Origin of the sequence: Limnohabitans sp. Rim8 (assembly GCF_945869175.1) — a bacterium.
Taxonomy (GTDB): domain Bacteria; phylum Pseudomonadota; class Gammaproteobacteria; order Burkholderiales; family Burkholderiaceae_C; genus Limnohabitans_A.
Genome location: NZ_CAMBNZ010000081.1, coordinates 1 through 12,904 on the forward strand (window position 1 = coordinate 1; position 12,904 = coordinate 12,904).

A 12,904-nucleotide genomic window follows, 5' to 3' on the forward strand; every position below is an offset into this window, starting at 1 on the left:
CGCCCGATTCATCGACCGCGAAAGTGCCCAAGAACGCCTGAACACAGCGCTGCAAAATGCTGACGCGAAGGCCATCGCTCAGGCGCAGGCTTGGGTGCGCAACGCCGAGCATTATGAAAATGCGCGTATTTTTGCCCAAATGGTGGCGCGCTCATGCGCATGTTTGCCTCAGCATGAGCAGCTTTTCATCTGCACAGGCGGTGGCCCCGGCATCATGGAGGCGGCCAACCGAGGGGCATCTGAAGTCGGCGCGCTGTCAGTGGCCCTGAACATCGCCTTGCCCCACGAGCAAAACCCCAATGCCTATGTGACGCCCGAGTTGAGCTTCAAGTTCCACTACTTCGCCCTGAGGAAAATGCATTTCATGATGCGGGCCAAAGCCTTGGTGGCGTTTCCTGGTGGGTTTGGCACGCTCGATGAGTTGTTTGAAGTGGTGACTCTGGTCCAAACCCGCAAATCAAAGCCGGTGCCGATTTTGTTGTTTGGCAGCGACTATTGGCACCGTTTGCTCGACCTGGACATGCTGTTGGAAGAAGGCATGATTTCAGCTCAAGACTTGAACCTGTTGCAGTATGTGGACACGCCTGAAGCGGCTTGGCAGGCAATCTGCGCGTTTTATCAACTCAAAGTGTCGTGATGTTTGGACGCATGTCCCGGCCGCAGATGCCAGGCAGCGCGAGACCCTGTCCCCACCGCCGCACCGACCACCCAAAACACCGGTGCCACGCCTGCGACAGCGCCGGCTGCACCAAACAACATGGGCATGAGCACGCTGGACGCGTTGATGCTCATCAGCCGCAAACCCAGCGCCTCACCTTGTCGGTGTGGTGGCGTGATTTGGTGCAAGGTGCTCATGATCATGGGCTGCACGGTACCCAGGACCAAACCCAAGAAGACCGAACACACCAGCATGGACCCAGCGGTGGGCATAAGGGGGTAAACCGCGAACAATGCCCCGGTGCACAGCATCGCGCCAGTGATGATCTGGTGTTCTTTGACGTGGCGGGAGATAAAGGGCAAACACACCCGAATGAAGGCCGCCGCCAAGGCAAAAGCGCCCAAAATGCCACCCACTACCGAGGCGCTGTAACCCCGCTCATGACCCAGCACCGGCACCACAAAGGTGTGCACATCCCAGCACGACGACAGCAACCAATTGACGCCGAGCAAGCGACGCATCAAGGGCTCCGTCAGCAAATCCAGCGCACGTCGGGGTAGGCCGTTCTCCAACTCAGGGGACAAGGGCAACTCAGGTACACGGCGAATCCAAAGCCAAGAGAACAGCGGAAACAGCGCCATCAAGAAGAATGCCCATCTGAAGCCCGCCACATCGGCGGCCACAGGACCGGCAAAGTCGATCAACAAACCTGCCAAAACCGGGCCAACAAAGTTGGACACCGCCGGGCCCAAAGACAACCAACTGAAAGCCACCTTGAGCGCCGCCGGGTCTTTGGCCATGCGCCCCACATGGCGCTGCAAGGCAATCACGGCCATGCCTGTGGCACCGCCAGCAGCCAAAGCACTCAGGCACATGACTGGAAAAATGGGCCACAGCGCAGACAAGAAAACCCCCAAAGCGGACAAGACCACGCTGATGCGCATGAGTTTTTGCAAACCCCGCCGATCGCTGTAGCGGCCTGCAGGAAGGGCTAAAAACATGGGCGCCAGCGCAAACAAGGCCAACAAGGCACCCACCGCCACGGGGCTGAAACCCTGCTTGAGGGCCAACAACGGTATGGCCATCCGGGTTCCCGCCATGCAGGCGTGCAGGAACATTTGGCCTGCGATCAAGCGCGCCAAATCTGGCGTCACCCGGTCCCCTCTTCAGGCAAGTCTGGGCCGCCAGGCAGCAAAGACTGGGCCTGCGATTCAGGCAGCGCGTCCACCTGGCGCAAGGCACGGCTCATCACATTGCTGCGGGTTTGCGCTTGGTCGAGGGTGTTGAGCACGGACTGCGTCTGGTTGCGCACTCTGGACAGCACATCGCCAAACTTGCCAAATTCGGTCTTGACCGCACCCAGCACTTGCCAGACCTCGCTGGAGCGTTTTTCCAATGCCAGCGTCCTGAAACCCATCTGCAAGGCATTGAGCATGGCCATCAGGTTGGTCGGACCCGCCAAGGTCACGCGGTGGTCACGCTGCAGGGTTTCCATCAGACCGGGGCGCCGCAGCACTTCAGCGTAAAGCCCTTCGGTGGGCAAGAACATGACCGCAAAGTCGGTGGTGTGCGGGGGTTCGAGGTACTTCTCGGCAATCGACTTGGCTTCGAGCTTGATGCGCGTCTCCAAAGCCTTGGCGCACAGCTCGGCCTGAACCGGGTCGGCGCGGCCTTGCGCTTCAAGCAAGCGCTCGTAGTCTTCGTTGGGGAACTTGGCATCGATTGGCAACCAGACGGGCTGGCCGCTGTCGGATCGGCCTGGCAAACGGATGGCAAAGTCCACCCGATTTTTGTCGCCCGGGCGCGTGGCCACTTGCACAGCGTATTGTTCGGGCGTGAGCACTTGTTCGAGCAGCGAGGCCAGCTGGGCCTCGCCAAACATACCACGGGTTTTGACGTTGGTCAGCAGGTGCTTGAGGTCACCCACGCCCTGGGCCAAGGTGTGCATTTCGCCCAGGCCTTTGTGCACCTGTTCCAGCCGGTCGGCCACCTGCTTGAAGCTCTCACCCAGGCGGGCTTGCAGCGTGGCCTGAAGTTTTTCGTCCACCGTCTGGCGCATTTCATCCAGTTTGGCCGCGTTGCTTTGCTGCAGCTGGGCCAGCTGGGTTTCCATGGTGCCGCGCATCTCGCTCAGGCGCCGGGCATTCGCCTCAGACAGGGCATGGACCTGCTGGGCCAAGCTGTCGGTCAGGCTTTTTTGCATCAGCGTCAGTTGCTGGGCCAGCGCATCAATCTGCTGATTTTGCGTGCGGGTGGCCTCGGCGCTTTGTTGCAACAGCGATTGCTGGAACAGCGTGAGGTTGTGCATGGCTTCCTGCCGACCTTGCACGCTGGACTGGCTTATTTCGGTGCGCAACTCACGCTCCAGTCGCTCGGTTTGTTGCTGCAAAGCCTCGAACTGTTGCTGCTGCCAAGCTTGTTGCGCTTGCTGCTGACGGCTTGCATCTGCCGGTTTGTTGCGCACCCACAGTGCCGCCAGCACCAGCAAATTCAGCACCGCCAGCACCAGCAACACCATCGAGGTGGCGTCGCTCATGCTGCCGGGCTTAGCACGGTGTTGATCGGCGTGAGCGCCTGGCCGCGTGTGAGGTAAGCGATCAGGTTATCAGCGGCCAGCTGGGCCATGGCCATACGGGTTTTGACGGTGGCGCTGGCAATGTGGGGAGTCAGCACCACGTTGGCCACTTTCAGCAAGTCGGGGTGCACAGACGGCTCCCCCTCGAACACATCGATGCCCGCCGCTGCAATTTGGCGCGCCGCCAAGGCTTTGGCCAAAGCCGCGTCGTCCACGATGCCGCCACGTGCAATGTTGACCAAGGTGGCGGTGGGCTTCATTTGTGCCAATTCTGCCGCGCCGATGGTGTGGTGCGACTCGGCGCTGTAAGGCACGACCAACATGACGTGGTCAGCAGTTTTGAGCAGTTCTTCTTTGCTCACATAACGGGCTTTGCAATCGGACTCCAGCTCGGCGCTCAGGCGGCTGCGGTTGTGGTAAGTGACATTCATACCAAAGCCATGCGCGGCGCGGCGGGCAATGCCCTGACCGATGCGGCCCATGCCGATGATGCCGAGGGCCGAACCGTGTACCTCGGCCCCGGCAAACATGTCGTAGCTCCACTTGGTCCACAAACCAGCACGCAGGTAATGCTCGCTCTCGGTCACACGGCGGGCCGTGGCCATGAGCAATGCAAAGCCAAAGTCGGCGGTGGTTTCGGTCAGCACATCGGGCGTGTTGCTGGCGAGAACGCCCGCAGCGGTCATGGCAGGCACATCAAAATTGTTGAAGCCCACGGCCATGTTGGCCACGATGCGCAGCTGCGGGTTGGCTTGCAAGAGCGCCGCGTCGATGCGCTCGCTGCCTGTGGTCAAAGCGCCCACTTTGCCCTGCATGCGGCGGGTCAGCTCGGCGGCAGACCAGACCTCATCGGCTTGGTTGCTTTCGACTTCAAACACCTGCGCCAAAGACTGCAGGACCTCGGGAAAAATGGCGCGCGCCACCAAAATGGAAGATTTCGACATCATTTGAACCAGATGAAACTCATGACCACGAACAACGGAATCAAGACAGCGCCCGACCACAACATGTAACCAAAGAAGCTGGGCATTATCACGCCACGGTCTTCGGCAATGGCTTTGACCATCAAGTTGGGCGCATTGCCGATGTAACTGTTGGCACCCATGAAGACGGCACCAGCAGAGATAGCGGCCAAAGTCGGTGCCAAGGTGGTCATCAAGACCTGAGGGTCACCGCCGGCTGTGTTGAAGAACACCAAATAGGTCGGCGCGTTGTCGAGAAATGAACTCAATGCGCCCGTGATCCAGACATACATCATCACGTCAGGACTGCCATCGGGTTGGGTCACTGCTTGAACCACTGCGCCGAATGGACCATTGACGCCCGCCTTGAGCATGGCGATGACCGGGATGATGGTCAGGAAAATGCCCGCGAACAACTTGGCCACTTCGGCCATGGGGCCCCAGCCAAACTGGTTGTCTTCGTGAACTTTGGCTGGCGTGATTTTGAGTGATACAAAAGTGACGGCCAACAAACCCAGATCGCGCAACACACCGGGCAGGCCCACTTCGGTGCCGTAGATGTTGAAAGACACTGGAGATTTCCAGAAACCACTCATCAACACCAAGCCAACCACAGCGGCCAACAGCCAGAAGTTGATGGCGCCGTCAAAACCAACCGCTCTGGAGTCGGGTGTCGGGTCTTGCGGCAACAATGCTTCACGGCGGTGGTAATACCAAGAGTCGAGCGAAAAGAAAATGAGCAACAAGCTGCCCACCAAAAACAAGGTCTCTGGAAGAATGTTTTGAATGGTCCAGAAAAAATCCACACCCTTCAAAAATCCCAAAAACAAGGGTGGATCACCCAGCGGGGTCAAAGAACCACCCGCATTGGAGACAATGAAGATGAAAAACACCACCACATGCGCCACATGCTTGCGGTCGTCGTTGGCGCGGATCAATGGGCGAATCAGCAACATGGACGCTCCTGTCGTGCCCATGAAACTGGCCAACACAGCACCAATGGCCAAGATGGCAGTGTTCAGGCCTGGGCTGCCATGCAGGTTACCCCGAATGAAAATACCGCCTGACACGGTGAACAAGGCCGTCAGCAAAATGATGAAGGGGATGTATTCGGCAAACAAGGCATGCACCGTGTTGGCACCAGCGGCCGCAGGGCCAAACACCCAAGCGAAAGGCACCAGAAAAGCCAAACCCCAAGCGGCGGCCACTTTGCCGAAATGGTGGTGCCAAAAGTGCGGCACCAATAAAGGCATCAAGGCGATGGACAGCAAAATGCCCGCAAACGGCACACCCCAAATCACCGAAAGCTGAGAGCCATCAAAATCGGCGGCAATAGCTCCGCCAGACCACATCAAAAGCGGCAAAGCCAGGCACGCGGTATACCGCTTAACCCATCGCAACATATTGGAAATCTCCTTGAAATTGATGCTGTATGTTAACGGCCACCAAGCCGGGTTCAGTTGCTGGGGTTGATCTCAAAAACCTGGCTCAGATAAGCCAGATACTTTTCATCGTCACACATGCCCTTGCCCGGTGTATCTGATAATTTGGCCACAGGCTGGCCGTTGCAGCGGGTCATCTTGATGACGATCTGCAGCGGTTCGTAACCCAGGTCATTGGTCAGGTTGGTCCCCACACCAAAGGCCAACTGACATCGGCCCCTGAATTGCTCGAACAACTCGATGGTTCGGGGGATCGTCAACCCATCGCTGAAAATCAGCGTCTTGGTTTTGGGGTCCACGCGGTTCAACTGGTAGTGCGCAATCATGCGCTCACCCCAACCGAAGGGATCACCACTGTCGTGACGAGCACCGTCAAACAATTTGCAAAAATACAGGTCAAAGTCACGCAAGAAGGCATTGAAGCCATACACATCGCTCAATGCAATGCCCAGGTCACCCCGGTATTCTTTGGCCCACGATTCAAAAGCAAAAATTTGACTGTCCCGTAGCCTCGGCCCCAGCGCTTGCGCTGCTTGCAAATATTCATGCGCCATGGTGCCCAATGGGGTCAGCCCCAACAAGTAGGCGTAGTAAACGTTGCTGGTGCCCGCAAATTGGCCTTTGGGGCCGGTCCCCAAACGTGCCGACAGAACCCGCAGGACCTCTTCGTGCCAAGCACGGGAAAATCGGCGACGGGTGCCGTAATCGGCGATTTTGAGGGCTTCAAGACTGGGCGCTTTGAGCTGGGCGATCTTGGTGTCCAAAAGGCGGCGCCCTTCCATCAGGTCAGGCACTTTTTGAGTGTTGCGAAAGAACACCTCGTTGACGATGGCCAGCACCGGAATTTCAAAAAGAATCGTGTGCAGCCAAGGCCCCTGAATGGTGATGTCGATCTCACCTGATGGCAGCGCCTTGACTTCAATGTATTTTTCGTTGAGCTTGAACAAGCCCAAAAAGTCCACAAAGTCGCTCTTGATGAAGCGCAGCGAGCGCAAGTATTGGAGCTCGGACTCTTTGAAGGTCAGTCCACACAGCGAGCGGATTTCTTGACGGATCTCATTGACAAACGGGGCCAGTGGCACGCCGGGGTTGCGGCACTTGAACTTGTAATCCACCTGTGCCCCCGGAAACTGGTGCAGCACGACCTGCATCATGGTGAATTTGTACAGGTCGGTGTCGAGCAAGCTGGTGATGATCATGGCGTTTTTGTCTCTGGGCAGTGCGCCTGCCGTATTTTTGGATCAGTGTAAATGATGGGCGTGTGGGCCGGATCATGGCACCTTGACCAAGCGCCCCCCCGCCATGCGCAAAACCCGGTCGGCGTGAACGACCAACAATTTGTTTTGCTCGGCCACCAGCAAACCCAGACCTTCGCGGCGAAGCTGCAAAAGGGCACCGTTCAAAGCTTGCACCAGGACGGGTGCAATGCCTTCGCACGGTTCGTCCAGCAGCAACAGGCGCGGGCTGGTCATCAAGGTTCGGGCAATCGCCAACATTTGTTGTTCACCGCCGCTCATCTGACTGGCAGGCCGCTCAAGGAGCTGGGCCAGCACGGGAAACAAGGTGATCACCCGTTCAAATTGCTGGGCCATGGCCACTTTGGACTCGCCGCGAGCCGCAATCCACAGGTTTTCGCGCACCGACAAGCCCGTGAACAGCCGGCGGTCTTCGGCCACAAAGCCCAAGCCCGCTTGCGCGCGGCGGTGGGCTGGCCAAGAGGCCATGTCCTGCCCTGTCCATTCCACGCGACCCGTTGCTCGGGGGCCAATGCCCATGATGGACATCAGCAAACTGGATTTGCCCGCACCGTTCAAGCCCTGCAAGACGACCAGCTCGCCCGCACTGACCTGAAAGGACACATCGAACAAAGCTTGCGCCTGCCCGTACCAGGCGTTGAGTGGCCCCACCTGCAACTGAGCAGAGTTCATGACGATCTCCCGGTGGGACCTGGCGCTTTGAAGTCCAAGCCCAGGTAATTTTGCAAAACCTGAGGATCTTGCGCCACGTCTTGCGGCAAACCATCGGCTACCAATCGGCCTTGCATGAGGACCAGCACCCGATCGGCCACGCCAAACACAGCGTCCATGTTGTGCTCGGTGTACAGAACGGTCACCCCACGCCCTGCTGCTTGGCGTACCAAGGCCATCATGGCCGCCCGTTCGTCCAAAGCCAGGCCCGCTGCGGGTTCGTCCAGCAGCAAGAGCGAGGGCCCTGCTTCGGACAAACCGGCCAGCGCCATGGCCAGTTCCAGTCGTTTTTTGGCCCCGTAAGGCAATTCGGCCACGGTGATGGCGCACCAGCTTTGCAGGTCCGCTTGTTCTGCCAGCAGCAGGGCCCGGGTGATGTCGCGCTGGTCGAGGCGGTCCCACCATGACAAGGGGCCTGCGCCCGACAGCACCAATTGGATGTTTTGCAAGACCGTCAGCGCTTCAAAGGTTTGCGCCACCTGAAAGGTGCGGGCCACCCCCTGCTGCAGCCGCTGCGCTGGCGTTCGTCCCAGCAAGGGCTGACCTTGCCAAATCACTTGGCCAGCGGTGGGGCTTTGTTGTCCGGCCAAACACGCGAAACAGGTGGATTTGCCCGCGCCGTTGGGGCCAATCAAGGCCACGCACTGGCCGGCTGGGATCTCAAAATCCAGTCCGTCGAGGGCGTGTACCCCGCCAAAATGCTTGACCAGGCCTCGCACTTGCAAGGCAGGTCCAAGTTTGAATTGGGGTGTGTTGGTCATACGGCAGGCCTGTCATGGGACTGTGCCCTGCGGTTCAAGCGGTGCCAAGCGCCCAGCACACCGCTGGGGGCCAAGACCATGACGACCATGATCACCAAGCCCAAAATGCCGCGCCAATAGTCCAGGCCCTGCCCCAATTGGGCACCGCCCCAAACCAACAGTGCACTGCCGACGGCCGCACCCCACAGTTGGTGCACCCCGCCCAGCAAGATGACCAGCAAGGCATCCACCGACATGGCCACCGAAGCCACCGAGGGGAAGACGGCCCCCTTGAACACAGCCCACAAGCCGCCGGCCAAGCCCGCCAAGGTGGCGCTGCCCACAAACACCTGGTAACGCAAGGCCTGAACGGGCAAACCACTGGCCGCCGCACGCCAGGGCGCATCGCGCGAGGCCTGCAAGGCAGCGCCGCGGCTCGAACGGGCCACGCGGGCCATGGCCACCAGCGCCAGCAAAGACAAGGCGCACAACACCGCATCCCACAGCGGGCGAGATTCGGCAGAGATCAACCGAAGCCCAATCAGGCCGTTGTCACCACCCGTCAGCCCGACCCATTGTGTGGCCCCGGCCCACACCATTTGGGCCAAAGCCAAAGACAGCATGGCCAAATACACCCCGCTGCTGCGCACAGCCAAAGCCCCAAACACCAAGGCCACGCCCAAGGCCAGCGCCATGCCAGCGGTCAAAGCCAGCCAAACCCCGACCCCGCCGTACAAATGGGCGAGCGCCGCGCCATAAGCACCCAAGGCAAAAAATGCCGCATGGCCAAAACTGACCAGCCCGCCCAAAGCCATCATCCATTGCAGGCTCAGGCCAAACAGCATCATGACCATCACATCTTCTGCAAGACTGCGTCCGTAATCGCCCTGCCCCCAAGCCAAAAGCGTTAAGCCCATGAACGTGGCCACAAAAACCGAACGTCCAAAGGGCCCTGCAGGCCAAAGCGAAAACACCGGCACGCTTTCACGTTGTTCCTCGTGTGCTGCAGCACCCGCCAAACCGTGGGGTCGCCACACCAACACCACCGCCATGGTCAAAAAGACCAAGACCAAGGTGGCTTGTGGGAAAAAGCTCAGGCCCACTGCGTGGATGACGCCGATCAACACCGCCGCAGCCAAAGCGCCACCAATGCTGCCCAGCCCGCCCGTGACCACGACCACAAAAGTCTCAACCACCACGTTCACATCCATCTGCAAATTGGCCGGCTCGCGCGGCAACTGCAATGCCCCAGCCAAGCCCGCGAGACCACAACCGAGCATGACCACACCCAACATCAGCGGCGCAGGGTTCACACCCAAGGCGGCCAGCATGTCGCGGTCTTGCGTGGCGGCTTTCACACGCTGGCCCCACAGGGTGCGGGTCAGCAACAAGTGCAAGCCCCACCAAACCAAGGGCCCCAGCGCCAAGGTGAACAGTTGCCAGGTTGGGAAATAGGCCTCGCCCAGTTCAACCGCGCCTTTGAGGCCCGGAAAGCGCGGGGCAAACACTTCTTCTGGGCCAAAGTACCAGCGCATGGCGTCGTGCAGCGCCAACGTCAGGCCAAAGGTGGCCACCAATTGGTAAAGCTGCGGCGCTTGGCGCATGCGCCGAAGCAACAAGACTTCGGTCACAGCGCCGAGCAAGGCCGCCAAAACCGCCCCCAAAAGCATGGCAGCGGCATAGCCCCAAGCGGACTCCCCCCAAGTGGGCCACCACAGCGTGACGGCGTGCGCAGACCACAAAGCGCCCAGCATGAAGAAACTGCCGTGCGCAAAATTGACAATCCGGGTGACGCCAAAAATCAGCGTGAGTCCGGAGGCCATGAGGAACAAGGTGGTGGCGTGGCTCAGCCCATTGAGCAGTTGAAGCGCCAAGCCATCGAAACCCAAACCTGTTCCTTTCTGGTCAGATCGGCCAGGTCACGCCACCCAGTGGGTGAAGTCCTGGGCCATCACGCGGGTCGTCTGGAAAGTGTTGACCAGCGCCGATTCGTCGGCATACCCCAAAGACATGCCGCAGACCAACATTTCGTTGTCACCGGCTCCGATGTGCGGCAAGATGATTTTAGAAAACCCGTTCCAAGCCGCTTGCGGGCAAGTGTGCAGACCCCTGGAACGGGCTGCGACCATGATGCTTTGCAAAAACATGCCGTAATCGAGCAAGCTGCCACGGCCCATGACCTTGTCAATGGTGAACATCAGGCCCACCGGCGCATCAAAAAAGCGGAAGTTTTGTTGGTGCTGGGCATGCATGCGGTCTTTGTCGCTCTTGCCGATGCCGAGCACACCGTACAGGCCAAAGCCGCACTCGCGGCGGCGGTCAATGTAGGGGCTGACCCATTTCTCGGGGTAATAGTCGTAGGACTCGGCGTAGTCAGAGGCCAAGGCCGGGTTCAAGCGGATGGCGTCGTGTGCGGCGCAGGTTTGGGCCACCAGTTCGTCGCGCTTGGCGCCTTGCAGGACGTAGACTTTCCAAGGCTGGGTGTTGGTGCCGCTGGGCGCACGGGCGGCAATGCCGAGCACCTCTTGCAATACGCTGCGGTCCACCGCTTGGGGTAAATAAGCGCGGGCCGAAAATCGGCTCAAAATGGCCGCGTCCACGCTGGCGGGGTCGTTCACACGGGTGCTGACTTGTGGGCCTGCAGGTGAAAGACTGGGGGATGTGCTCATGTCAAGGTCTCCAAATAGGCTTTGAGGTCTGCGGGCAAGGCAACGGGGCGGCGGGTCTCACGGTCCACATACACATGGACAAAATGGCCCCGAGCAGCGGTGAGGTCGACCCCTTGGGCAAACAAACCCACCTCGTAGCGCACACTGGAAGTGCCCAGCTTGGCCACACGAATGCCAGCGTCGATGGTTTGGGGGAATGCCAAGGGCGCAAAATAGAAACACTGTGTTTCCACCACCAAGCCGATGGTGGTTCCAGCATGGATGTCTAAAACACCTTGTTCAATGAGCGTGGAGTTCACAGCCGTGTCAAACCAACTGTAATACACCACGTTGTTCACATGGCCGTAGACGTCGTTGTCCATCCAGCGCGTGCTGATGGGTCTGAACGCCTTGTAAGCGCTGCGTGCGTCGGCTTGGGGCTTCGGGGATGGAGTCACGGGCGAAGTCATGGCTGTCGATTGTGCCAGCGTTGCCAGTAAGAAAGCGCCACCGCCCAGGTTTGCATTTGCACCTGCACCGTGGTCTCGATGTTGTGCCCATAGCCCCCACCCATGCACATCACCACGGGCAATCGGCGCTGCCATGCCCAGTCCATGACCACGCGGTCGCGGGCTTGCATGCCATCGGCTGTGAGCTTCAAACGGCCCAGTCGGTCGCCCTCGTGCGGGTCGGCCCCTGCCAAATACACCACCAGATGCGGGTCAAACCGGTCTTGCAGGCTTTGCAGGGCCTGCTCCAGGGCGGCCAAATAGGGCTCATCGGTGCAACCGTCGGGTAAGCCCACGTCCAGGTCACTGCCTTCTTTTCGAAATGGAAAATTCTTTTCGCCATGCACAGACAAGGTGAACACGCTGGGGTCGTTGGCAAAGATGTGTGCAGTGCCATTGCCTTGGTGCACATCCAGATCGATGACCGCCACGTTCATGCTTCGGCGGCGATGCCGCCAAGCTTCGGCTTGCATCCGTCGGGCCGTGACGGCGATGTCGTTGAACACACAAAACCCGCCGCCTTTGTGCGCATAAGCGTGGTGCGTGCCTCCGGCCAAGTTACCCGCTACGCCTTGCACCAGCGCGTCGCGCGCAGCAGCCACAGTCGCGCCCACCGAGCGGCGCGCCCGTTCGGCCATGGCCGGGCTCCACGGAAAACCGATTTCCCGCTGAACAGTCGCAGCAAGTCCCCCTGTGCTCACCGCTTGAATGTAGTCAGGCGTGTGCACCAAGGCCAACTCGCCATCACTGGCCGCGGGAGCCTCGCGCATCACCACCCCGGTCAGCTCAGCCCCCAAGCGGTCGCGCAGTCGGCTGTACTTGCGCATGGGAAAGCGATGGCCTTCGGGCAAGGGCAGGACAAAGTGATCGGCGTAATAGGCGTGCATAAATGGGGTGATTGGCTTGATCCAGCACAACCCGATTCTAGAAAACCCTCTCTAAACTGAGCCCTGACAAGGGCCTTGGGCTTGAAAAGCTCTGCACAAACCCTAAAATCAAAACCATGCTGCACTGCAACAATGTTGTATGACCCCGGTCAGTTTCGGCGCAGTTTTCTTGAGACCTTGATTTTTATTTGGAGCCTTTCATGATGACACCCGAGCAAATCGTCGCCGCACACAAAGCCAACGTTGAAACCCTGTTTGGTTTAACCGCCAAAGCATTCGAAGGCGTTGAAAAATTGGTTGAATTGAACTTGAGCGCCGCCAAAGCGGCCTTGGAAGAGTCTTCCAGCAACACACAAGCTGTTTTGAGCGCCAAAGACGCCCAGGAATTGCTGGCCATGCAAGCCAACCTGTTCCAGCCATTGGCCGAAAAAACATCCGCCTACAGCCGTCACCTGTACGACATCGCTTCGGGCACAAGTGGCGAATTCACCAAAGCATTCGAATCCCAATCGGCTG

The 12,904-nt window shown here is 59.2% G+C and carries 13 protein-coding genes; 2 read left to right on the plus strand and 11 right to left on the minus strand.

All coding sequences use genetic code 11. The features are described 5' to 3' along the window. On the plus strand, positions 1-637 hold a 637-nt coding region (locus tag Q0O19_RS11545; protein ID WP_295523125.1), incomplete at its 5' end, for a TIGR00730 family Rossman fold protein. On the opposite strand, the gene Q0O19_RS11550 is transcribed toward Q0O19_RS11545, so the two are convergent. The 11 genes from Q0O19_RS11550 to Q0O19_RS11600 form a co-directional block, all read right to left on the minus strand. Next, a complete protein-coding gene (locus Q0O19_RS11550) occupies positions 619-1,812 on the minus strand; it encodes an MFS transporter (protein ID WP_295523127.1) in 1,194 nt (397 codons plus the stop codon). The two genes, Q0O19_RS11545 and Q0O19_RS11550, sit on opposite strands and share 19 nt — an antisense overlap. Continuing rightward, on the minus strand, positions 1,809-3,194 hold the full coding sequence (gene rmuC / locus Q0O19_RS11555; RefSeq protein ID WP_295523129.1) for a DNA recombination protein RmuC: 1,386 nt from the start codon (positions 3,192-3,194) through the stop codon (positions 1,809-1,811). Before rmuC ends, Q0O19_RS11550 begins: the two co-directional genes overlap by 4 nt. Next, positions 3,191-4,177 carry a D-glycerate dehydrogenase gene (locus Q0O19_RS11560; RefSeq protein ID WP_295523131.1) on the minus strand — a complete coding sequence of 329 codons (987 nt, stop codon included), beginning with the start codon at positions 4,175-4,177 and terminating at the stop codon, positions 3,191-3,193. The genes rmuC and Q0O19_RS11560 overlap by 4 nt, the downstream gene beginning before the upstream one ends. Then, entirely contained in the window at positions 4,177-5,547 is a 1,371-nt protein-coding gene (locus Q0O19_RS11565) for a sodium:proton antiporter (protein WP_295523148.1), read from the minus strand. The genes Q0O19_RS11560 and Q0O19_RS11565 overlap by 1 nt, the downstream gene beginning before the upstream one ends. 104 nt (positions 5,548-5,651) lie before the next feature. Continuing rightward, positions 5,652-6,836, minus strand: coding sequence for a nicotinate phosphoribosyltransferase (gene pncB, locus Q0O19_RS11570; protein ID WP_295523133.1), 1,185 nt, complete (start codon positions 6,834-6,836; stop codon positions 5,652-5,654). 72 nt (positions 6,837-6,908) lie between these two features. Continuing rightward, positions 6,909-7,565 (minus strand): ABC transporter ATP-binding protein, encoded by a 657-nt coding sequence (locus Q0O19_RS11575; RefSeq protein WP_295523135.1) that lies wholly within the window; start codon positions 7,563-7,565, stop codon positions 6,909-6,911. Then, the gene (locus tag Q0O19_RS11580; protein WP_295523137.1) at positions 7,562-8,365 is read right to left on the minus strand and encodes an ABC transporter ATP-binding protein; all 804 of its coding nucleotides are present in this window, start codon (positions 8,363-8,365) and stop codon (positions 7,562-7,564) included. The genes Q0O19_RS11575 and Q0O19_RS11580 overlap by 4 nt, the downstream gene beginning before the upstream one ends. Next, positions 8,362-10,233, minus strand: a complete 1,872-nt coding sequence (locus tag Q0O19_RS11585) for an ABC transporter permease (protein ID WP_295523138.1) — start codon at positions 10,231-10,233, stop codon at positions 8,362-8,364. The genes Q0O19_RS11580 and Q0O19_RS11585 overlap by 4 nt, the downstream gene beginning before the upstream one ends. A 30-nt stretch (positions 10,234-10,263) precedes the next feature. After that, complete coding sequence (locus tag Q0O19_RS11590; protein WP_295523140.1) at positions 10,264-11,013, minus strand: nitroreductase; 750 nt, start codon at positions 11,011-11,013, stop codon at positions 10,264-10,266. Continuing rightward, positions 11,010-11,462, minus strand: a complete 453-nt coding sequence (locus Q0O19_RS11595; RefSeq protein WP_295523142.1) for a thioesterase family protein — start codon at positions 11,460-11,462, stop codon at positions 11,010-11,012. Before Q0O19_RS11595 ends, Q0O19_RS11590 begins: the two co-directional genes overlap by 4 nt. Continuing rightward, the gene (locus tag Q0O19_RS11600; RefSeq protein WP_295523144.1) at positions 11,459-12,388 is read right to left on the minus strand and encodes a histone deacetylase; all 930 of its coding nucleotides are present in this window, start codon (positions 12,386-12,388) and stop codon (positions 11,459-11,461) included. The genes Q0O19_RS11595 and Q0O19_RS11600 overlap by 4 nt, the downstream gene beginning before the upstream one ends. Before the next feature lie 200 nt (positions 12,389-12,588). On the opposite strand from Q0O19_RS11600, the gene Q0O19_RS11605 reads away from it, so the two are divergent. Beyond that, a partial coding sequence (locus tag Q0O19_RS11605) for a phasin family protein (protein ID WP_295523146.1) occupies positions 12,589-12,904 on the plus strand: 316 nt, incomplete at its 3' end.